Consider the following 21,440-nt stretch of genomic DNA (forward strand, 5'->3'; position numbering starts at 1 on the left):
CCAGGTCCTCGACGTTCTTCAGGACCTGCTGCGGTGCTGGACCGGTGCATGCACCACCTGCGGACGACCTCTACCCGCCCGACGAAACCGCCGCAGACAGCTCAGAACCTAACGAAGCACTACTAGGGCCTGTCGTTTGGATCAGGTCGCAGGGAAGCGACGGTGCTTCTCAACGCCGGTGAGCGGGGTCTGGTGCGTGTCTCTGCAAGGCGGAGGAGGGCGTCGACGCGATGGGGGTCCCCCCTGCTCGAGCGAAGTCGAGAGCTTGGGGGAGTCGGCAACCGACGACAACGCGGCAGAGGCGCGTGCCAGGCCCCGCGTCTGCGGTCTGATCCAAACGACAGGCCCTAGCGGTCCCCGGCAGGCCCGCCCGTGCGCTGTGCGCCCGCGGTCTCGTCCGGGTGGAGGGCATCGAGGATGAGGGTGAGGCCGAAGACGAACTCGTCGGCGTAGTCGTAGCCGGGCTTGAGGACGTGCTCGGTGGCCAGTTCGGCGAGGTGGGGGTAGGCGTCGGCGGGCATGTCGCGCAGGATGGAGCCCGCGACCTCGTCCAGCTCGGCCGCGCCTCTGAACGGCAGGCTCAGCTCCTGGAGTACGAACCCGTACAGGTAGCTGTCGATCAGTGAGACGGCGTGCGCGGCCAGGGGGACGGAGAATCCTCCGGCGCGCAGCGTGCCGATGACGGCGTCGTGATGGCGCAGGGTCGCGGGGCCGGGCTGGGAACGGGAGTCCATGAGGCCGATGGCCCAGGGATGGCGCCGGAGGACGGCACGGGCGGAGTCCGCGCGGTGGCGCAGGGCACTCTTCCAGTCCGTGTCGCGCGGCGGCAGGTCGATCTCGGCGAACACCGCGTCCACCATGCCGTCCAGGATGTCTTCCCGGCCCGCGACGTGGTGGTAGAGCGACATCGCCTCGACACCCAGCGGTTCGGCGATGGCCCGCATGGTGAGCGCCGCCGCCCCCTTCTCGTCCGCCACCGCCAGCGCCGTGCGGATCACGCGCTCACGACTGAGCGGAGTACGCGCCGACGCCCCCCGTCGGCCCTTGTTTCCCTCGGGCATCCAGCCCCTCCTTCTCGCTTCCCTCGGGCGCTCCCCTTGACCGCCTTACGGCATAAGGCTAGCTTGCCTTACAACATAAGGTAGACATTCCGGCGAAGGGGCTGCGCCATGGACACGGACCGCGTGAAGAAGGTCTGCATCATCGGGGCTTCAGGGAAGCTCGGGCAGTACATGGTCAGGCACGCGCTGGAGCGCGGCTACGAGGTGGTCGGGGTGTGCCGGGAGCGCAGCGTGCCGAAGCTGGCCGCGTTCGAGGGCCGGATGACCATCGTCCCCGGGCCCACCGACGACCCGGAGGTGATCCGGCGGGCGGTCGCCGGGTGCGACGGGGTGCTGACGGTGCTGGTGCCGTGGGGGGTGCGGCAGTACGCGTCGGGCACCGCGCAGGCGGTGCTCGACCACGCACGGCCGGGCGCGCGCCTGGTCTTCTCCTGCGGCTGGCACATCACACGCGACGGCAAGGACACGTACTCACGGATGTTCACCCTGGGCGTCCGGATCGCCGCCGTACTGGGCAAGCTCGTCCGCGCCGTCGAGATCGACGACCAGGTCGAGGCGTGCCGGCGGGTGTTCGCCAGCGACACCCGGTGGACCGTGGTGCGCGGCAGCAGTCTGGAGGAGGGCGAGAGTCAGGGCCTGCCCGTGTGGAGCCGGCATGTCGGCGACCCGGTCCTGGCCGGCAACCTGACGCGCCGGGTGGACTTCGCGCTGTTCATGGTGGAAGCGCTCACCGACGACACGCTCGTCCAAGAGGCCCCGGCGATCGTCGGCTGCCGAACCCCCGGCGCCCTCGCCCACGCCGGGAAGCCTCACGCCTAGCCGGGCGACGCGACGCCCGGGGCACCCCGCTCGGCTTCGCTTCAGCGCGTCGCCCAGTGGCATGCCACCTGTGCCGTGCCGCCGCCGTCGAGGATCCCCGGATCCTGACCGCGGCACGCGCCCGCGACGCCCGCCCGTTCCGCCTCACCGCTCGCCAGCACCTGGCAGCGGGCGTGGAAGCGGCACCCCGGCGGCACACGCGACGGGTCCGGGGGCTCGCCCGTGAGGACCACCGGGTCGCCCGGGGCCTCCGGGAGGACGGACAACAGGGCCTGGGTGTAGGGGTGCCGAGGAGCCGTCAGCACCTGCTCCACCGCCCCCGTCTCCACGATCCGGCCCAGGTACATCACGGCGACCCTGTCGGCGATGTTCCACGCCAGGCCCAGGTCGTGCGTGACGACCAGCGCGGACAGGCCGAGCTCGGCACGCAGCCGTAGCAACAGGGCGAGGATCTCGCCGCGTACCGAGGCGTCCAGGGACGCCACCGGCTCGTCGGCGACGAGGAGTTCGGGCTCCAGGACGAGCGCGCCGGCGATGACGACCCGCTGGCGTTGCCCGCCGGACAGTTCGTGTGGGTAGCGCAGGAAGAAGCGCTCCGCAGGGCGCAGTCCGGCCCGGGACAGGGCCTCGGCGACCGCCGTGCGCTCGTCGCCGCCGTAGCCGTGGATGCGCAGGCCCTCGGCGACCGCGTCGTACACCGTGTGCCGGGGGTTGAGTGAGCCGCTGGGGTCCTGGAGGACCAGCTGGACGCGTTTGCGGTAGGCCTTGAGGGACCGGCCGGAGTAGTCCAGCGGGCGGCCGTCGAAGGTGACCCGGCCCGCCGTCGGCTCGACCAGCCCCAGCAGACCGCGGGCCAGGGTCGTCTTGCCGCAGCCGGACTCGCCGACCAGCGCGACGATCTCGCCGGGTCGGATGTCGAGGTCGACGCCGTCCACCGCGCGGGCCCGGGGGCCGCCGTGCCGGCCGGGGAGCGTGACGTAGAGGCCCTGGGCGCTCAGCAGAGGGACCGTGGTGACCTCGGGGGCCGTGGGGGACGTGGTCATGGCGTGCTGGGCCTCGCTTCCTCCAGGGCCCCCGGTTTCCCGGCCGGCCGCTCTTCACCGGCTTGCGCTCCCGCTTCCGGCGGACCGACCAGCACACACGCAGCCCGCCGCTCCGGCCCCGCCGCCCGCAGCGCCGGGTCCTCCTCGGCGCACGACTCGAGCGCCACCGGGCAGCGCGGATGGAACGTGCACCCGGACGGCAACGCGGCAGGATCCGGGGGGTCGCCCGCCAGGCCCTGCGGGGCGAACCGGGACGCCGGGTCGCCGATGCGCGGGAACGCGGCCGACAGAGCCCGGGCGTACGGGTGCCGGGCGCCCTCGTACACCTGCTGAGCGGGGCCCTCCTCGACCACCCGGCCCGCGTACATCACCGCGAGCCGGTCACAGGTGTCGGCGAGGACCGCCAGGTCGTGGCTGATCATGATCAGGCCGAGGTCCTGGTCCGCGACCAGCTGCTCGATGAGCCGGAGGATCTGGGCCTGGATCATCACGTCGAGCGCGGTCGTCGGCTCGTCGGCGACGATCAGTCGCGGATCGCAGGCCAGAGCCATCGCGATCATGACGCGCTGGCGCTGGCCGCCGGACAGTTCGTGCGGGTAGGCGTCCGCGCGGGCCGCCGGCAGGCCGACCTGCTCCAGCAGCTCGCCGGTCTTCTTCTTCGCCCCGGCCGCGGTCGCCTTCCGGTGCAGCAGGATCGGCTCGGCGATCTGGTCGCCGATGCGGTGCACGGCGTTGAGGGAGTGCATCGCGCCCTGGAAGACGATGGAGGCCCCGGCCCAGCGGACCGCCCGGACCCGGCCCCACTTCATGGTCAGCACGTCCTCGCCGTCGAGGAGCACCTCCCCGGTGATCCGGGCGCCCGCCGGCAGCAGCCGCAGCAGAGCCAGGGCCAGCGTGGACTTGCCGCAGCCGGACTCCCCGGCGACGCCGAGCTTCTGCCCCGCCTCCAGGCGCAGATCCACCCCGCGCACGGCGGCCGCCCCGCCCGCGTACGTCACGGTCAGGTTCCTGACGTCGAGCAGACTCAACGCGACACCCCCAGCCTGGGGTTGAGGACGGACTCCACGGCCCGCCCGCACAACGTGAACGCCAGCGCCACCACGGCGATGGCGATGCCCGGCGGCACCAGGTACCACCAGTCCCCGGCACTGACCGCGCCCGCCTCGCGCGCGTCCTGGAGCAGTCCGCCCCACGACACGACCGTGGGGTCGCCGAGGCCCAGGAAGGCGAGCGTCGCCTCCGCGAGGATGGCCGAGGAGATGATCAGGGTCGTCTGGGCCAGGACCAGCGGCATCACATTCGGCAGGACGTGCCGGGACATGACGTGCCAGTGGCCGCCGCCGAGCGCCTGCGCCCGCTCGATGTACGGCCGGGTCTCCACCGCGAGGGTCTGGGCCCGCACCAGCCGGGCCGTGGTCGGCCAGGTGGTGACGCCGATCGCCACGACGGTCGTGGTCAGCGAGCGGGACATCACGGTCGCCAGGGCGATCGCGAGCACCAGCGTCGGCATGACCAGGAACCAGTCGGTGACCCGCATCATCACCGTCGCGTACCAGCCCTTGAAGTGCCCCGCCGTCACCCCGATCAGCGTGCCGATCGCCACCGACAGCACGGCGGCGAGCAGCCCGACCAGCAGCGACACCCGCGAACCCCAGATCACCAGGCCCAGCAGGTCACGCCCGAACTGGTCGGTGCCGAGCGGGAACTCGGCGCTCGGGCTCTGCATCGGGCGCCCGGGCGCGTCGGTCACGCTGCTCACGTCGGAGCCGACGAACAGCGGTGCGAACAGCGCCAGCAGCGCGCACAGCGCGAGCACGGTCAGGCCGTACAGCCCCGCCCGTTCGGAGCGGTACTGCCGCCAGAAGCGGGCGACGGACGCCCGGCGGCGCTGCCGGGCCAGGGCGCGCGGGCTGGGGGCCGTCTCGGCAGTCGTCGTCATCGGGCCACCCGGGGGTCCAGCAGCGGATAGACCAGGTCGGCGAGGGTGTTCATGAGGATCACCGCGGCGGCGAACACGAAGAACAGTCCCTGCACGAGCGGCAGATCGGGCACGCTCAGCGCCTGGTAGAACAGCCCGCCGAGGCCGGGCCAGGAGAACACCGTCTCCACGAGAATCACGCCCGCCACCGTCCGCCCGAGGTTGATGAAGATCAGCGTCACGGTCGGCAGCAGCGCGTTCGGCACGGCGTGCCGACGGCGTACGAGGTCGTCGCGCAGCCCCTTGGCCCGCGCGGTCGTCAGATAGTCGCTGCCCATCTCGTCCAGCAGTGCCGACCGTGTGACCAGCAGGGTCTGCCCGTACTCCACGGCCACCAGCGTCACCACCGGCAGCACCAGATGGTGCGCCACGTCCACGACGTACGCGAAGCCCTCCTCGCCGCCCGACTCCATGCCGCCGGTCGGGAACATGCCGGGCAGCGGGCCGATGCCCACCGACAGCACGATGATCAGCAGCAGCCCCAGCCAGAAGGACGGGATGGAGTACAGCGTCAGCGCGAGGCCCGTGTTGACGCGGTCGCCCAGCCTGCCGTGCCGCCAGGCCGACCGGGTGCCGAGGAAGATGCCCAGCGCCGTGTAGAGGACGAACGCGGTCCCGGTGAGCAGCAGGGTGTTCGGCAGCGCCTCGGTGATCTTGTCGACGACGGGGGCGCGGAACTGGTACGACGTCCCGAAGTCGCCCGTGAGCGCCTTGCCGCAGTAGTCCGTGAACTGCCGCCACAGGGGCAGGTCGAGGCCGAACTCCTCGCGGTAGGCGGCCAGCTGCTCCGCCGACACCTGACGGCCGCCCGTCATGGTCTTCACCGGGTCGCCGGGGATCAGCCGGAAAAGGAAGAAGCTGGTCACGAGGACGGCCAGCAGCGATACGGCGGCACCGGCCACCTTGCCCGCCAGGTACCGCGGGTACGCGGAGCTCTTGCGTACCCGCGGCCCGGCCGCCCTCTGCTTGTCCTCGACCAGCGCGGGGGTCGCGTCAGCGGTCATGAGTACCCGCTCGCCGCCCTACTCGCGTTCCTCGGCGGTGGCCCGCCGCCGCATGGCGGCGAAACCGCCGAGCCCGGCGAGGACGACGATACCGGCGACGATCGCGACCACGACCCCGGTCGACGACGCGTTGTCCGACGACCCGCCGGAGTCCGCCGGGACCGCCGACCACCAGCTCCAGTAGCCGTCCTGGCCGTAGATGTTGCCCGCCTTCGCCGGCATGGTCGTGATCGACTTGATCTGGTCCGTCCGGAAGGCCTCGACCGCGTTCGGATACGCCATGACGTTCATGTACCCGAGGTCGTACAGCCGCGACTCCATCTGCTTGACGATGTCCGCCCGTTTGGCGGGGTCGTACTCGGTGAGCTGACGGGCGTAGAGCTCGTCGTACTTCTTGTCGCAGATGAAGTTGTCCGTCGCGCCCGTCTCCTCGGGGGTCGCCGGAAGGGCCCCGCAGGTGTGGATGGACAGCACGAAGTCCGGGTCGGGGTTGACCGACCAGCCGTCGAACGCCAGGTCGTACGTGCCGGCCAGCCACGGGTCGGTCACGTTGTCCAGGCAGTTGAGCCGGACGCCGATGCCGAGCTTGCCCCACCACTCCTGGAGGTACTTGCCGACCGCCTTGTCGTTGGGGTCGGTGGCGTGACACAGCACGCGGTAGGTGATCGGCTTGCCGTCCTTGCCGACGCGTTTGCCGTCGCCGTTCTTCTTGTACCCCGCCTGGTCGAGCAGCCGGGCCGCCTCGGCCGGGTCGTACGTCAGTTTCCGGCTCGCGGACGGCTTCCAGAAGTAGTCCTGGAAGCGCGGCGGGATATAGCCCTCGCCCTCGACGGCGTGGCCCCGGAACACCTTGTCGATGATGGCCTCGCGGTCGACGGCCCGGAACAGCGCGTTGCGCACCCGCTGGTCCAGCAGGGAGGGGTGGCCGTCGCCGAATTTCTTGCCGTTCTTCGCCTTGGCACCCGGGTTGGTGGCGAGGGCGTAGAAGCGGCGGCCGGGGGCGTCGTTCACCTGGATGTCGTCCGCGCCCTTCAACGACTCCGCCTGAGCGGGCGTCAGGGAAGGGGACCCGGCGACGAAGGACACCTCGCCCTTGCGCAGCGCCGACACGGCCGCGTCCTGGTCCTTGTAGTAGCGGAAGACCAGCTCGTCGAACTTCGGCGACCCGCGCCAGAAGTCCTTGTTGGCCTTGAGCCGGACATAGCTGTCGGCCTTGTAGCCGCTCAGCACGAACGGTCCGTTCCCCACGACGGGGAAGCTCTTGTCGTTGTTGAACTCGGAGAAGTCCGAGACCTTCTCCCACACGTGCTTCGGCACGATCGGCACGTCCAGCGCGGCCATCGTGGCCTGCGGCTTCTTCAACTCGATGACCAGCTTGGTGGGGCTCGGGGCCGTCACCTTGCGGAAGTTCCCGACATAGCTGCCGTTCGCCGTGGCCGCGCCGGTGTCGGTCATCATCTTGTTGAACGTCCACGCCGCGTCCTCGGCGGTGGCCTGCTGCCCGTCCGACCACGTGGAGTTGTCGCGGATCGTGTAGGTCCAGGTCAGCTTGTCCGGCGACGGCTCCCACTTGGTGGCCAGGCCCGCGATGGCGTGGTTGTCCTTGGGGTCGTAGTTGGTCAGGTACTCGTACATGAGCCGGTGGATGCTCGTGCTGAGCAGCCGGACCGCCAGGAACGGGCTGAGCGAGTCCACGCTCTGCGCCACGGCGACGGTCAGCACCTTCTTGCCGTCGTCGGCCGCCCGGGCCTGCTGGGGCGCCGGGTCGAGCGGGGTGGCGAGACCGGCGGTGAGGGTGAGCGCGGCGGCCCCGGCCAGGGCGACGAGCCGGAGGCCGTGCGGGAGGCTGCGTTTCTGATCGTTCGTGCCCATGGTCGGACCTCGCGTCATCGCTCGGACGGGAAGGACGGGTTGATCAGCTGTCAGATACGTGATGTGTGTGTACCAGCGGCCGTCTCCACCCGTCAACGGCGTGTTCACCCCTTGTGGCCTGCGGAAATAACAAATTGGCGAGCTTTTCGCACTCATTGGTCGAGACCACTGACGCGCTCCTGGCCAGGGCCTGGCAACGGAATTCGCCCCTGAACGCGCCGAGGCCCGCGCCGAGTCGGAACGGCGCGGGCCGGGCGGGGATCGGCCCCTCGAAAGGGGCCGATCGGGTGAGGTGATTACTGCGTCGGAGGCGGGGGCGGCGGGGTCTGCCCGTCGGGCTGGGCCGGGTGGCCGGGATGGCCCGGCTGCCCGGGCTGGGGGTAGCCGTAGCCCGGCTGCGGGGGAGCGGCCGGGGGCTGGCCCGGCTGGGGGTACGGCTGACCGGGCTGCTGACCCGGCTGACCTGGCTGGCCCGGCTGCGGGTAGGGCGGCTGGCCCGCGGCCTGCGGGTACGGCTGCCCGGGCTGGGCCGGGGGCTGGCCCGGCTGGGCATAGGGCTGGCCGGGCTGCGGATACGGCTGCCCGGGCTGGGCGTACGGCTGGTCGGGCTGCGGCTGCTGCGGGTACGGGCCCGGCTGGCCGGGGGCCTGCTGACCGGGCGCCGGCTGCTGCTGCCCGGGGTACGGAGGCTGGCCCGGCTGGGCGTAGGGCTGACCCGGCATGGCCTGGCCGGGCATCGGCGGGGCCGCGACCGGCGGCGGGTTGCCGTCGGACGTCCACAGGCCGTGCGCCTGCTGGTGGCGGATGAAGTCCTCGGCGACCATCGCCGTGAGGTTGAAGTACGCCTCCCGCACCTTCGGCCGCATCATGTCGAGGTCGACCTCGGCACCGGCGGCGAGGTGCTCGTCGAAGGGCACGACGACGACGCCACGGCAGCGCGTCTCGAAGTGCGTCACGATGTCCTCGACCTTGATCATCTTGCCGGTCTCGCGGACCCCGGAGATGACGGTGATGGACCGCGAGACGAGGTCGGCGTACCCGTGCGCGGACAGCCAGTCCAGCGTCGTGCTCGCACTGCTCGCACCGTCCACGGACGGCGTCGAGATGATGATGAGCTGGTCGGCGAGGTCCAGCACACCGCGCATGGCGCTGTAGAGCAGACCGGTACCGGAGTCGGTGAGGATCACCGGGTACTGCTTGCCCAGCACGTCGATCGCGCGCCGGTAGTCCTCGTCGTTGAAGGTCGTGGACACGGCCGGGTCGACGTCGTTGGCGATGATCTCCAGGCCGGAGGGCGCCTGGGACGTGAACCGCCGGATGTCCATGTACGAGTTGAGGTACGGGATCGCCTGGACCAGGTCACGGATGGTGGCCCCGGTCTCCCGCCGCACCCGGCGCCCCAGGGTGCCCGCGTCCGGGTTGGCGTCGATCGCGAGGATCTTGTCCTGCCGCTCGGTGGCGAGCGTGGAGCCGAGCGCGGTGGTCGTGGTCGTCTTGCCGACACCGCCCTTGAGGCTGATCACCGCGATCCGGTAGCAGGACAGCACGGGCGTACGGATCAGGTCGAGCTTCCGCTGCCGCTCGGCCTCTTCCTTCTTGCCACCGATCTTGAACCGACCGCCACCGGCCGCCGGACGGCTGCTCTTCGCCTTCTGCTTCTTGCTGTTGAGCAGCCGGTCGGACGACAGCTCCACGGCAGCGGTGTAACCGAGCGGCGCGGCCCCGGGGTTGGTCGGCTGCCGCTGGTCGTGCTGCATGGGCTGAGGCCAGGCGGCACCGGTACGGGGGTCTACGGGCTGCTGGGGCGGCCGCTGCCCGGGGTGCGGCTGCCCCGACGGGGCGGGCTGGCCGGCGTGCGGCGGCTGGGCTCCGGGCTGCGGCTGGGCCTGCGGGGGTACGCCGGGCTGCGCCTGGGGCTGTGGCTGCTGGGCCGGCGGCTGGGGGAAGCCGTACCCGCCGTGGGCGCCGGGGACGGACTGGGGGAAGCCGTACCCGCCTTGGGCGTCGGGGACGCCGGGCTGCGGGAAGCCGTAGCCGTCCTGCGGGGTCGGCGCGGGGGTGGTGGGCGGAGTGGCCGGGGGCTGGGCCGGGTGCTGCTGGGCGGCCGGGGCGGGGGCGCCCTGCTGGGGGAAGCCGTAGCCGCCCTGCGCGGGGGGCGCGTGCGGGCCGTCCGGCTGCTGGGCCGGGGCGGGAGCGCCGGGGTGCGGGAAGCCGTAACCCCCGGGCTGCGGTACGGGCTGGGCGGGCGGCTGGTTGGGCGGTGTCGGTGCGGGCTGCTGGTTCCACGCTGCAGGCGCGGGCTGCGGTGCCTGTGGCTGGAACGGCGGCTGCTGTGCCGGCACGTAGGGCTGCGGCGGCACCGGAGGCTGCCCGTGGGCGGCCGACGGCTGCGGCTGAGCGGGCGCGGTTGCGTCCGAGGGCTGCGCCTGCGGCTGCTGCGGCGGGGCGGGCCACTCGCTCGCCGGGGCCGGAGCGGCCGGCTGGTACGACGGCGGCAGCGGTGGCACGCCCTGCGGGGGCGGGGGAGTGGAGTCGGACGGTGTGCTCTGCGGGGCATCGGGCGAGGCCGGTACGGCCGGTACGGCGCCCTCCGGCTCGTTCTGCGCGGGCGCGCCGTCGGCGGGGGGCGCGTCGGCCGGCTCGGCGGCAGGCGCCACCGACTCCTCGCGCTCGTGCTCGGCCCTGGCCGGCACCGCGTTTTCAGGCTCGTCAGAGTCAGGCCGCACGTCCTCGGGCTGTGCGTCCTCGGGCTGTTGGTGCCCGGCCTCGGCGTCGTCGGCCTCGGTGTCCTTGGCCTCGGCGTCCTCCGGCCCGGCGTCCTGAATGCCGGCGTCCTCGGTCTCGGTGTCCTCGGGCGCTGCGACCTGCGGGTCCATGACCTCGGGTGCCACGTCCTCGGCTTCCGGCCGGGTGGCCTCCGGCTCGGCCTCCTCGACCGGCGGCACGTCGGTGAAGGCGTCCGCGTCCAGCGCGTACTCCGAAACCGCGGCGGAGTCGTCAGCCTCGACACCGGGGCCGTCGTCCTCCGCGTCATCGGCACGGGCACCGCCACCGGCCGCGGCGGCGTCCTCCGTCTCGGTGGCTTCGGGTGCCTCGGGCGCGGAAGCCGCCTCCGCAGCGGCACGCTCCTCGATCTCCCGCTTCAGGGCGACGGCGGAGAAACGCATGGTGGCGCCGCTCTCCAGATCGCCGCTCTCCGGCTCCGCGGCATCGCCGGAAGCGGCGGCCGGAGCCTCGGGAGTGGTCGGAGCCTCCGGAGCAGCGGCCGGAGTCGCCGGAGCCTCGTGAGCGGCCGGTGCCTCCGGCGGAGCCGGCGGCGTCCACGGCGACTGATACCCGCCGACGGGGATGTTCGGCACAGCCGTAGGAGAGGCCGCGCCACCCTCCGGCGCCTCGGTCTGCCCCTGAGGCCGGCCCTCCGGCTGCGACCCCTGCGGCTCGAACCCACTCCCCATCGGGAGCCTGGGCACAGCCGAGGGGCTCCCCGACGAAGGCGCGGGCGGCGCCGGCGGCGTGAAGGGCGTACCCGGCGCGGGCGGGGGAGGTGTGAACGGAGCGCCCGGAGCGGGCGTCGGCGCGGGCGGGGTGAAGGGCGCCCCGGGTGCCGGAGCCGGTGCGGAGGCCTGCCCCGGCAGGGACGTCGGAAGGGACGAAGGTCCACCGGAAGGGTTGGCATGCGGCGGCGGAGTCAGCCCGGGCAGCGGCGGCACCGGCCCGTTCGGCCTTCCGGAACCTCCAGGCGTCCCAGCAGCCCCCGGAGCTCCGGAACCCCCGGGCGCGCCGGAACCCTCCGGTCCGGAACCCCCGGGCGCTCCCGAAGCACTGGAGTCGCCGGACGCCCCCGCCCCCTGTCCCGAGCTCGCGTTGCCCGAGGCGTTCTGCGTGTACCAGGCGGGCGGCGCGTAGTCGATGGTGAACTCGCCCGTCATCTCTGCTGCGGACTCCGCGTCGGGCTGGTCATCGCCGGGTGTCGCCCAGCCCCCGCGGTTCCCGTCCCGATCGCTGCTCACAGTGTTCCTCCTGGTGTGGTCGAGCACCCTCATGCCGTGCTGGGGCGACCCTTGCTTGTCGTCCGACGTCGTGCGAAGTCGTTTGAGGCGTATCGAGGTCGTCCGAGGTCGTCCGCTCCACAGGCTCCCCCGCTTGCCCCCTGGGACGCCGACGCCTACTCCACGGGGTCTGACGTCGAGCCCTGTCCCAGCCTAATCACCACACGCCCCGACCCGGCAGGCCCGTCTGCCTCTCAACAGCAACGCCGGACCTCGAAATCCCGGCAAATGCGACGTAATTGCTGGCGCAACAATTGACAAACCGGGTGCTACGAACGGTTTCCCTGCCAGGCCCGTCAGTCCATCCGACGTGGCGTACCCAACAACCCGGTCTCCGCGTCCGTGGGCTGTGTCATCGCGTACTGCCGATCGCGGTCGGTACACCACAGGGTGAGGCCGTCGGCGAGCCCCGGCAGGGAGTCCATCTCGGCCCGGGTGAGCGCCATCGTGCGGCCCAGTTCCGTGGCCTCGTCGGGCGACACCCTCTGAATCCCGACCAGCCGCGCCTGCCGCACGAGCCGCGGAGCGACCGGGCTGACGTACGGCAACAAGGTCAGCACCGACTGCCAGGGCCCGGAAACCACGCGACCACGAGGCGGCCGCATCCCGCAGTCCCGCACCACCAGCACCGGCGTACCGGCCGAGGCGCCCAGCGGCGGCACCCGCCCGACGTCGTACACGGCCATCCCGTTCTGACCGCCCCCCATGGCGTGCACCATCGGCATCCAGACCTGCGCCCGCGCCGTCTCCACGGCGACCCGCGTCCCCGTAGCCGCCGCCCTGAGCGCGATGACCTGCACGGTCCACAGCCCGCCGATGAGCACGACGTCGTACGGCAGCGGCCGATTGAGTCCGAGTACCGCGGGCCGGTTCTCCGCGTCCACACCGATGACGACGCCGTCGTCGGCCACGGGCAGGGCGAGGGTGTCCAGTTGGTCGACGGTCACGGAGTGCCGCGGGTGCCTCGGGCCGATCAATCCGAAGCCGCGGCGCAGCAGTTCACGCGCCCGCTCGGGGGCAGAGGTCTGCGGCTCGCCCCGTCCGGTGGCCACCGCCTGTCCTGGGCGCGGGGTCGTCGCCGTCACCGGACACCTCCGAGGGGCAGAGTGGCGAGCATGCCGGGTACCTGTTCCCGGTCGAGTCGGGCGAGCCCCATGCCCGTGTGCCGGGCCGCAGCCTGCACCGCGCGCCGGGCGGCGACGAGTTCGTCGTCGCTGCGCCCGGTCACCCGCAGGTGCCCGCAGACGGACACCTCCTTCCGCTCCCCCCGCCTGAGCGTGAGGCTGAAGGTGGTGGCGAGGGTGGGGACGGCCGTGACCAGGGCGACCAGCTGCGGCAGCGACGGCGCCCTCTCCCCACCCAGGGCGGGCCACCGACGGATCCAGTACGTGGTGTGTCTGCGGTTGTCGCAGCGCCAGTTCCGGCCCGACTCCTCGGTCCGTCGCTCCCGCGTGTCCGCCCGCCCGGCCTCCGCCGTCACCAGCGGGTTGGCGCAGGCCGACGTGGCGATGGCGGAGGTCAGCTGCTCCTCGTCGAGGAGGGTCGCCCGGAATCCGGATCCGGTGAGTCGGCTCGCCAGATGATCGGCGGCACGCACGACGCACTTCTGCGCTCCGACCAGGCCGCCCCCGCGCGCGGCCACCGCTTCCGCGCACAGTTCCGGATCGAGCTTCAACGCGATCCACGTGATGCGTACGGCCGGCGCACCCGTCTGCTCCTGCAGGGGTGCGTAGTTGGCGACTGCCACGGACTGCCGGGGCAGATGGATCGCGGGCGCGGGCTGGGTGTGGAGCACGACCTGCGCCGACTCCAGCCGGATCCCGTCCACCTCCAAGGCGTCGTGCACCAGGGAGAGCGGCAGCGGCTGCGTGTTCCGCTCGGCCCGCAGCGCGGTGGCGTCGGCCTCGACATGCAGGACCGCGGTGACGAACGTACCGTCCCCGACGATTCCGACGGGCCGGCGGTCGCGGCCGGAGTACGTGTACGTCCGCAGACTCGGGTCGCACTCCACGGCCGGCGCCAGCCCCGGCTCCGTGCCCTTCGGTATCGGCGTACTCGCGGCCCGCCGCTGCCGTGCACGCAACGCCTGAGCCGTGGCCAGCCACTCGGGCAGGGAACGCCCGCGGCGACGGAGGAAGGAGAGCAGCACCAGACAGCCGGCGAGGACAGCCGCAGGCACCACGGCCACGGGATCGATCACCCAGCCGACGAGCAGGATGGCCGCCGCGACCTCGAACAGGACAAGGCGTTGCAACCGGAATGCCCCGACCTGACCCGAACGCACCCTGGAGTGGAGCGCGCCCGGCGAGGCCGGCCGCTGTGCCGGTCCCTGCCCGGATGCAGAAGCACCCCGTGTCCGCGCTCGGTCACGGGACCGGGCGCGCGTTCCGGAAGCCATCACTCCATCCCCCGTTCTGCTGAGCACTCACTGGTGTTTCAGCACCACACCATGCCCTGAAGGCCCGGGCACCCTACCCGCTCCACAAGTCCCCGCGGATACCAGGCATAGTAGAGGGCCGCTCTGACACCGGGGCGGTCGGCCATGACACACCAGGCGAGCGCGGCACATCTGAACACGGGGAGAGACAACCAGAGATGGCATCTCGGCGCGACCAGCTCAATGCCTACACCTTCGCGAAGCGCCGCATGCTCGCGGCCTTCCTGCAGTCGTCGCCCGACGGTTCGGAAGAGGGGGCGCCTCGTCCACTGCGCGCGGTCATCCCCGGCGCCATCGTGGGTGTGGTCGTCATGGCGGTCTTCGGGGCCTGGGGCATGTTCAAGCCCACCGCACCCAGGGGCTGGGACGAGCCCAACGCCAAGGTGATCGTCGCCAGCGACTCGACCACGCGCTACGTCGTCCTGAAGACCGGCAAACAGGTCCAGCTGCACCCGGTCCTCAACATGGCCTCCGCGAAACTGCTCCTCAACGAAGGCCAGGGCGATGTGGTGACCGTCGCCGAGTCCGTCCTCGACAACGGCAAGATCCCCCACGGAGCCACCATCGGCATCCCGTACGCGCCCGACCGTCTCCCCTCAGCGTCCGAGGCGGGCGGCGAGAAGCGCTGGGCGGTCTGCGAACGCCGCAGCGCGGGCGGCGAGTCCATCCAGAAGGCCGCCCTGGTCCTCGCCTCCCGCGACGTGAAGGCGACCGAGGGCAAGGGCGAGAAACTGACGGGCGGGCAACTGCTCTACGTCGCGGCCCCCGACGGGAAGCACTACATGGTGGACGCGAGCGGACGCTCGTACCCCATCGACAAGAACAACGAACTGCTGCTGCGCGCCGTCGTCGGCTCCGGAAGCAAGCCCCAGAAGGTCTCCGACGAGTGGCTGGAGACCCTGCACACCGGCGACCCGATCTCCTTCCCGAAGATCCCCGACCAGATCGGTGTCGCGGCCGACGCCCCAGGCCAACTGGACGACAAGACCAACAAGGTCGGCATGGTCCTCAAGGCCTCCGACCTCAACAGCGATCAGTACTACGTGGTGTTGCCCGGCCGGGTCGCCCCCGTCTCGGCCTTCGTCGCCCAACTCCTGCTGTTCAGCGAGGACCTGGCCTCGCTCGGCCAGGCCGGTGCAGCCAAGGACATGAGCCCTGGTGCGATCGTCCCCGGCGAGCCGTTCGGCACCGAACGCCGCTGGCCCACCGAGGACCCTCAGCCCGTCAACGACTCCTCCGGCACCGCAGGAAGCCGCGGCACCGTCTGCAACGTCCTGCGCGGCGTCGACGCCGGCTCGGGGGCCACGACCCTGAGCACCTGGGCCGGCACGGATTTCCCGGCCAAGCTCCCCGCCGGCTCCTCCAGCGCCTACGTCACGCCCGGCTCCGGCCAGCTCTACCGCCAGTTCCAGGGCAGGGAGACCAAGGCCGGCCCCGTCTTCCTCGTCACCGACACCGGCCTGCGCTACGTCCTGCAGTCCAACGCCGACAGCGGCGCGGACGACGCCGGCATCGGTACGACGGCCAAGGACCGCCGGCAGGCCCAGCAGGAGGCCCAACAGGCCCAGACCCGGCTCGGCTACAAGGACGTGGACCCCGCGCCGATCCCCGCCGCCTGGTCGGAGTTCCTGCCCACCGGCCCACGCCTGTCGACGACGGCGGCACGCCAGCCGCAGGGTTCCTGAAGGGTCCGGACGTGCCACACCTGCCCTCCTTCCTCCACAGGGCGACCGCGGTGACGGCGGCGACCCTGCTCACGACCGCCCCCGTCGTCCTCGCACCGCCGGCGGCGGCGGCCGACCTGCCGTATTCGGACCAGTGCGCGTTCCCCAACGGCAAGTACCCGGGCCGCCCCTGGTCCCTGCAGCGCGTCCTCCTGGACGAGCTGTGGACCCAGTCCACGGGCGAGGGCATGCGGGTGGCGGTGATCGACACCGGCGTCGACGTGACGAATCCCCAGCTCACCGACGCGGTCGACGTGAAGAGCGGCCGCAACTTCCTGCCCGAGAACCTCGAGGACGACGACGGCAACCCGATCGAGCGGGGCAAGGAGAACGGCACCACGGACACGGTCGGCCACGGCACCAAGGTCGCCGGCATCATCGCGGCCCGGCCCGCCAAGGGAACCGGCTTCGTGGGCCTCGCCCCCGACGCGACGATCATCCCGATCCAGCAGAACGACGCGGAGGGCAACGGCGACGTCGGCACCCTGACCAAAGCGATCCGCTACGCCGTCCAGGCCGGGGCCGACGTCATCAACATCTCCCAGGACACCACGAAGCCGATGGAGTCGACGTCCGATCTGGCGCTGGCGATCAACGAGGCCCTGGCCCGGAAGATCGTGGTCGTGGCCTCGGCGGGCAACGACGGCCTCGGCGGCAACGTCAAGGAGACCTACCCGGCTTCCTACAAGGGTGTCCTCGCCGTGGCTGCCTCGGACCGCAACAACGAGCGCGCCTCCTTCTCCCAGTCCGGCGAGTTCGTCGGCGTCGCGGCCCCCGGTGTCGACATGATCTCCACCGTCCCCAAGGGCGGCCACTGCTCCGACAACGGTACGAGCTTCTCGGCGCCGTACGTCGCCGGCCTCGCGGCGCTGATCAAGGCGAAACACCCCGACTGGACGGCCCGGCAGATCGTCGCCCAGATCGAACAGACCGCGGAGCGCACCACAGCGGGCCACGACCGCCTGGTCGGCTGGGGAGTCGTCGACCCCGTACGAGCCCTGACACAGGACGAACACCCCATAGAGTCCCCCAACCCCCAGGCAGGCCTGGGTAAACCGGAAGCCCCCACCCCGGCCAAGTTCCAGATCGGCGAAACCGCCGAGGAACGCAACGCCCGCCTCGCCACGTACGTGGCCGTGGGCGCGGTGGTCCTCGTCGCAGGGATGGGCGGCACGGCGGTGGCGCTCCGGGACGCGCGGCGCGGGCAGAAGCGACGGGCGGAAGGCGGGTCATGGACGCGCTGACCGAACTGAACGTCCTCGGCCTCATCCTGTCCGCCGTGCTGCTGGCCATGGCCTGCGTCAAGGCGGACCGCGTCCGGGCCTGGCGCAACGGCATCAACCCGTCGGCCGAAGAACTGTCGGACGCCGCCTTCATCGCCGCTCGCGCCGTGTTCGTCACCCTGGCCGGCGTCGGCATCTACCTGTGCGTGCAGGGCTTCAAGGTCTCCGATGACACGGCGTGGGACGACGCCGAGTTGACGACTGCGGTGCAGGGCGCCACGGATGCCTTGGACGGCAGTTCCGGTTTCGGAGACATCTATGCCGAGGACAACGACACCGGCTGGATCGACGAATACGCGACAAAAATCGAGCAGGAGGTCGTCGAGCACGGCGGCGGCGACGCCCCGCAGTACGGCGTGACCGCGACGCCCGCCGCCCCGAACACCGCTTCCGCGGCGCGCTACACGGTCAGGGGCGCCGACTCGGCCTTCTGCATGCAGGTCACACGCACCCGGTCGAAGGACGGGGATTATGAGCCGCCGGGAATCGGGGGAGGTCAGGGGACGGTGACGGTCCCTTCGTACGACTTCACGGTGACGACGCGGGAGGGGGGGTGCTGACTTCGTGGCTCGGCCGGTCTGGTCGCACTGGTAACTCGCATACCACGAAGTTCAGTTGGTTGTGTCACACACGTTGACTACAGTGGTGATCGAGTGTGCCGATCGGGTGATCACCTGTGCACTGCTCAACGACTTAACAAACGGGGAACGGGGAGGGAAGGCATGCTGCCTGCGGAGGGTTTCAAAGTCGGCTTGGAGGCACTGGGAACCTTCAAGAAGCGTGTCGATGCCGTGCTCTCCACATTCGAGTGCTCACCCGGCAGCCCCCAGAAGATCGCGGCGCACGCCCTCTCCGAGGCCTCTTTCAGCGGCGCGGGCGGCTTCGCCGAGGCCAAGGGCCTCCACAGCCAGTACGAGCGCGTCCACGAACGCCTCACCGCCCTCTCCAAGAACCTGGGCCTTCAGATCGAGGCGATGCAGATCGCTGTCATGGGCGCGGGCGGAAACTTCAGCAACATCGACGAGGAGGAGCGACGGCGGTTCTGGGCGATCAGCACTGATATCGGCCGTCAGCAGCTTGAAGCGAAGCAGGAGAGGGAGGCGGCGGAGGCTGCGAAACAGGGCGCGTCCGCGCCAGAACGCTCTGATGACGACCAGGCAGGTGACCTGTACTGATGAGTGAAGAGCAGGAACACCCGGTACCGCACCAGGCGGAGAGGGAGCAGGCCGCGGCGCAGGTCGACTTCATCGACATGGTGAACGGTGCGACGGGGGTAGCCCAGCTCCTCCCCTTCGGCTGGAAGGTCCCCCGTGTCTTCGGCAAGACGAACTTCGAGGGCCACGCCCTGAACGCCATGATCGACATGGTCGAGTCCGCAAAACCAGAGGACCTCGAACTTGCGGGCACTGCCCTGCTGAACGCCCAGACCGCCATCGAAGAGGCCGCCGAGGAACTCGAAGGCCACATCACCCGGGTCGACTGGGAGGGCGAGTCGGGCGAGGCCTTCCGCAAATGGGGCGCCAATCTCGTCATCCACGCCCGCAAACTCGCCGCCTTCGCCGACGCCGCCGGCACCCAGGTCACGGCAGCGGCGACGGGCCTCGCCTCCGTCCGCAGCGCAATGCCGCCCCGCGACACCCGAGAAGACCCCAAGGCAGTCGCGGACATTCCGACGCCCAAGCAAACCGAAAGCAACGCGGAGTACGCGGCTGCGGTCAAAGCCGAGAAGGACCGCCAAGAGGCGATCAACCAGATGAACCGGCTGGCGTCCTTCTATGCGGTATCGGAAGAGATCATGGCGGCGCAGGAGCCGCCTACGTTCGAGCCTATGCCGGATGTGGGGGTGCCCAAGCCGGATCCGACCTATGGGGATCTCAGAATCGAGGGAGGGCAAGGCACTGGGGGGCTAGGGTCCGCACACCAGTCCCTGGTGGCCGCACATGACTCCTCGAGTACGGCGACTGGGCACGCGCGATCCGGAGACCCTACGCCGCCGCTCAGGCAAGTGGACGCCCCGACCGCTTCCTCGGATGCGAACATCGGCACGAAGATCGACAGCGTGGGCACCCTGCCGTCGCAGGAAACCACGAGGCCGTCGACCAATGTGGCGCCGACGATGACTGGTCCGAGTGGCGGCAACGGTGGGACGGCCTCTCCTCTTCACTCCGGTACGGTTCCTCCCGCCCTCAGCAGGCAAGCAGGCCGCGCCTCAGCCTTCGGCGGAGCGAACGGCAACAGGGCCCCGATCTCGGCTCAGGGTCGTACAGGCACTTCGAGCGGCACCTTCGGCGGTCGCGGCACCACCGGCCCGATGAGTCACGCCACCACCACGGGGCAGTCAGGTGCTCGAGGTGGCAGCGCTTCCCCCATGGGCCGAGGCGTCTCCGGTGGAATGCCACGCACCGTCGGAGGACCAGCGAGTGACCGCGCGGGCGGTGCGAGTTCCACAGGTGCGGCGCGCGGTAATGGTGTTGTCGGAGGAAGGCCCGCCACAGGTCCTCAAGGGGCGACCGGTTCCAAGGTCCCGCGCGGTACGGTCGTCGGCGCCGGCGGCAACACCGGCTCCCGTGCTCCCGTCGGGCAGATCGGCCAGCGCGGAGTGATCGGGGCGCCGAACTCCACCCCTGGCGCTCGTCCGGGCCAGACTGCCCGCCCTGCCGCAGGCAATCCCGACGGCGTCGTCGGTACACCCAAGGGGCAAGCCCCGGCAGCGAGGAGCGGTGGGCCGGCCGGAGGTGGCGCAGGCGCCCCGCCCGGCCGGTCGGGGAATCGACGAAACACGAACCGCAAAGACCGTGAGGGTAAGACTCAGCCGGACACCACACGACGCAACACGCCACCAGTGACTGACTGATAACAGCGAGGATCGACAGAGGCATGACAAGGACCAGCCCACGTGGCGGATTGACTGCGTTCTTCGCAGGACGTGCCGGAGGACGGGTGTCCACCGCATGCGCGGCACTCGGTGCTTTCGCAATCATGTCCTCGGGGCTGGCTCCGAGTGCGGTCGCCGCAGACATTCAGTCGAAGCAGTGGTACTTGGACGCGATGCACGCCGAAGCCATGTGGAAGATCAGCACAGGCAAAGGAGTGAAAGTTGCCGTGCTGGACACCGGCGTGAATCCGGATACACCTTCCCTGAAGGATCAGGTACTCGCAGATGAGGTGCCAAAGGGGGTCTCGTACAAGGCCACCGAAGACTACAACGGCCACGGCACCAGCATGGCGGAGTTGATTGCCGGTACCGGCGCCGGAGGTGGGGTGCAGGGCTTGGCCCCCGGCGCGAGAATCGTCCCCTATCGAGTGCTCTCCAAAGGCTTGAGCAGCACCGTCAAGAAGGAAACACCCTCTGTCGCCGATGCGATCAAGGCTGCGGCTGACAGTGATGCTCAAATCATCAGCATGTCCATCGGCAGTGACATCATCGACCCAGATGTGGAGAAGGTCGTCAAATACGCCCACTCCAAGGGAAAACTGATGTTCGCCGCTACCGGAAACGACGCTGAATCCAAGAACTTCATTGGCTATCCAGCCGCCTATCCCTACGTAGTGGGGGTGGCTGCCGCGGACGACAAGGGGAAAGTGGGCGGCTTCTCGGAGTTCGGTAACTATGTCGATCTGGCGGCTCCAGGTCTCAACGTGCCCTACTGGTGCGACGCGACATTCCGCTCGTATTGCAATGAGGGAGATGGAACAAGTATGGCCACTGCCATCGCCTCCGCCTCTGCCGCCCTCATCTGGTCCGCCCACCCCAACTGGACCGCCAACCAGGTTCTCCGCAGTCTGATCGACACAGCGAGCCGTGACTGGCCGAAGAATAAGCCGAGCAATTATTTGGGCTACGGTCTGGTCCGCCCCCGCAAGGTGCTGGAGAACAGCGACATCAACCCGGGTTCGGCCGCCACCGACCCCCTCAGCTTCGAAAACGGAACCGGCGTCACGGGCGTCACCGCCTCACCCTCCGCTCCCGTATCAACCTCGTCACAGGCCCCCAAGAACACTTCTGGCGGCCATACTTCGGCGGCAGGGTCGACCTCGGAGTCGTCCGACGACATCACGATGTGGGTCGCTCTCGGAGCCGCAGGGGCGGCTCTGGTGATCGGGGGCGGCGCCTTCGCGGTGATCCGCTCGCGGCGAAAAGCATGACGACTCACGCGGGTCAACCGGTCA

General features: G+C 70.7%; 16 protein-coding genes. 7 read left to right on the forward strand and 9 right to left on the reverse strand.

All coding sequences use genetic code 11. The features are described from left to right. Positions 1–347: 347 nt before the first annotated feature. Positions 348–1,061, reverse strand: coding sequence for a TetR/AcrR family transcriptional regulator (locus G3I77_RS38700; protein WP_248511727.1), 714 nt, complete (start codon positions 1,059–1,061; stop codon positions 348–350). A gap of 108 nt (positions 1,062–1,169) precedes the next feature. Here G3I77_RS38700 and G3I77_RS38705 point away from each other — a divergent pair, with 108 nt between their 5' ends. Further along, positions 1,170–1,880: an NAD(P)-dependent oxidoreductase gene (locus tag G3I77_RS38705; RefSeq protein ID WP_248511728.1), complete on the forward strand. Its 711-nt coding sequence runs from the start codon at positions 1,170–1,172 to the stop codon at positions 1,878–1,880. 41 nt (positions 1,881–1,921) lie between these two features. On the opposite strand, the gene G3I77_RS38710 is transcribed toward G3I77_RS38705, so the two are convergent. From G3I77_RS38710 to eccE, 8 genes are all read right to left on the reverse strand, one after another. Beyond that, positions 1,922–2,923, reverse strand: coding sequence for an ABC transporter ATP-binding protein (locus G3I77_RS38710; protein WP_248511730.1), 1,002 nt, complete (start codon positions 2,921–2,923; stop codon positions 1,922–1,924). Beyond that, positions 2,920–3,951, reverse strand: coding sequence for an ABC transporter ATP-binding protein (locus G3I77_RS38715; RefSeq protein ID WP_248511732.1), 1,032 nt, complete (start codon positions 3,949–3,951; stop codon positions 2,920–2,922). Before G3I77_RS38715 ends, G3I77_RS38710 begins: the two co-directional genes overlap by 4 nt. Then, the gene (locus G3I77_RS38720; protein WP_248511734.1) at positions 3,948–4,862 is read right to left on the reverse strand and encodes an ABC transporter permease; all 915 of its coding nucleotides are present in this window, start codon (positions 4,860–4,862) and stop codon (positions 3,948–3,950) included. Before G3I77_RS38720 ends, G3I77_RS38715 begins: the two co-directional genes overlap by 4 nt. Beyond that, positions 4,859–5,905 carry an ABC transporter permease gene (locus G3I77_RS38725; RefSeq protein ID WP_248511736.1) on the reverse strand — a complete coding sequence of 349 codons (1,047 nt, stop codon included), beginning with the start codon at positions 5,903–5,905 and terminating at the stop codon, positions 4,859–4,861. The genes G3I77_RS38720 and G3I77_RS38725 overlap by 4 nt, the downstream gene beginning before the upstream one ends. 18 nt (positions 5,906–5,923) lie before the next feature. Beyond that, positions 5,924–7,777, reverse strand: a complete 1,854-nt coding sequence (locus tag G3I77_RS38730; protein WP_248511738.1) for an ABC transporter substrate-binding protein — start codon at positions 7,775–7,777, stop codon at positions 5,924–5,926. Between the two features lie 296 nt (positions 7,778–8,073). Further along, positions 8,074–11,787 carry an SCO5717 family growth-regulating ATPase gene (locus G3I77_RS38735; protein ID WP_248511740.1) on the reverse strand — a complete coding sequence of 1,238 codons (3,714 nt, stop codon included), beginning with the start codon at positions 11,785–11,787 and terminating at the stop codon, positions 8,074–8,076. Between the two features lie 335 nt (positions 11,788–12,122). Further along, positions 12,123–12,878, reverse strand: a complete 756-nt coding sequence (locus tag G3I77_RS38740) for a hypothetical protein (RefSeq protein WP_248511741.1) — start codon at positions 12,876–12,878, stop codon at positions 12,123–12,125. A 29-nt stretch (positions 12,879–12,907) separates the two neighbouring features. After that, positions 12,908–14,224: a type VII secretion protein EccE gene (gene eccE / locus G3I77_RS38745; RefSeq protein WP_248511749.1), complete on the reverse strand. Its 1,317-nt coding sequence runs from the start codon at positions 14,222–14,224 to the stop codon at positions 12,908–12,910. Positions 14,225–14,421: 197 nt separating this feature from the next. Between eccE and eccB the strand changes: the two genes are divergently transcribed. From eccB to G3I77_RS38775, 6 genes are all read left to right on the forward strand, one after another. Then, the gene (gene eccB, locus G3I77_RS38750; protein WP_248511758.1) at positions 14,422–15,948 is read left to right on the forward strand and encodes a type VII secretion protein EccB; all 1,527 of its coding nucleotides are present in this window, start codon (positions 14,422–14,424) and stop codon (positions 15,946–15,948) included. Between the two features lie 11 nt (positions 15,949–15,959). Next, positions 15,960–17,231, forward strand: coding sequence for a type VII secretion-associated serine protease mycosin (gene mycP, locus G3I77_RS38755; protein WP_374388485.1), 1,272 nt, complete (start codon positions 15,960–15,962; stop codon positions 17,229–17,231). Continuing rightward, the gene (locus G3I77_RS38760; RefSeq protein WP_248511760.1) at positions 17,219–17,830 is read left to right on the forward strand and encodes a hypothetical protein; all 612 of its coding nucleotides are present in this window, start codon (positions 17,219–17,221) and stop codon (positions 17,828–17,830) included. The genes mycP and G3I77_RS38760 overlap by 13 nt, the downstream gene beginning before the upstream one ends. Before the next feature lie 162 nt (positions 17,831–17,992). Beyond that, positions 17,993–18,445, forward strand: coding sequence for a hypothetical protein (locus G3I77_RS38765; RefSeq protein WP_248511761.1), 453 nt, complete (start codon positions 17,993–17,995; stop codon positions 18,443–18,445). Then, entirely contained in the window at positions 18,445–20,124 is a 1,680-nt protein-coding gene (locus tag G3I77_RS38770; RefSeq protein ID WP_248511763.1) for a hypothetical protein, read from the forward strand. The genes G3I77_RS38765 and G3I77_RS38770 overlap by 1 nt, the downstream gene beginning before the upstream one ends. Before the next feature lie 125 nt (positions 20,125–20,249). Next, positions 20,250–21,416 carry a S8 family serine peptidase gene (locus G3I77_RS38775; RefSeq protein ID WP_282574459.1) on the forward strand — a complete coding sequence of 389 codons (1,167 nt, stop codon included), beginning with the start codon at positions 20,250–20,252 and terminating at the stop codon, positions 21,414–21,416. Positions 21,417–21,440 lie beyond the last annotated feature (24 nt).

Origin of the sequence: Streptomyces sp. D2-8 (genome assembly GCF_023184515.1) — a bacterium.
GTDB lineage: Bacteria > Actinomycetota > Actinomycetes > Streptomycetales > Streptomycetaceae > Streptomyces.

Bases quoted from the DNA above. Each gene is read 5' to 3' on its own strand.
- G3I77_RS38700 (WP_248511727.1), bottom strand. From the start codon at position 1,061: ATGCCCGAGGGAAACAAGGGCCGACGGGGGGCGTCGGCGCGTACTCCG.
- G3I77_RS38705 (WP_248511728.1), top strand. From the start codon at position 1,170: ATGGACACGGACCGCGTGAAGAAGGTCTGCATCATCGGGGCTTCAGGG.
- G3I77_RS38710 (WP_248511730.1), bottom strand. From the start codon at position 2,923: ATGACCACGTCCCCCACGGCCCCCGAGGTCACCACGGTCCCTCTGCTG.
- G3I77_RS38720 (WP_248511734.1), bottom strand. From the start codon at position 4,862: ATGACGACGACTGCCGAGACGGCCCCCAGCCCGCGCGCCCTGGCCCGG.
- G3I77_RS38725 (WP_248511736.1), bottom strand. From the start codon at position 5,905: ATGACCGCTGACGCGACCCCCGCGCTGGTCGAGGACAAGCAGAGGGCG.
- G3I77_RS38730 (WP_248511738.1), bottom strand. From the start codon at position 7,777: ATGGGCACGAACGATCAGAAACGCAGCCTCCCGCACGGCCTCCGGCTC.
- eccE (WP_248511749.1), bottom strand. From the start codon at position 14,224: ATGGCTTCCGGAACGCGCGCCCGGTCCCGTGACCGAGCGCGGACACGG.
- eccB (WP_248511758.1), top strand. From the start codon at position 14,422: ATGGCATCTCGGCGCGACCAGCTCAATGCCTACACCTTCGCGAAGCGC.
- G3I77_RS38760 (WP_248511760.1), top strand. From the start codon at position 17,219: ATGGACGCGCTGACCGAACTGAACGTCCTCGGCCTCATCCTGTCCGCC.
- G3I77_RS38765 (WP_248511761.1), top strand. From the start codon at position 17,993: ATGCTGCCTGCGGAGGGTTTCAAAGTCGGCTTGGAGGCACTGGGAACC.
- G3I77_RS38770 (WP_248511763.1), top strand. From the start codon at position 18,445: ATGAGTGAAGAGCAGGAACACCCGGTACCGCACCAGGCGGAGAGGGAG.
- G3I77_RS38775 (WP_282574459.1), top strand. From the start codon at position 20,250: ATGTCCTCGGGGCTGGCTCCGAGTGCGGTCGCCGCAGACATTCAGTCG.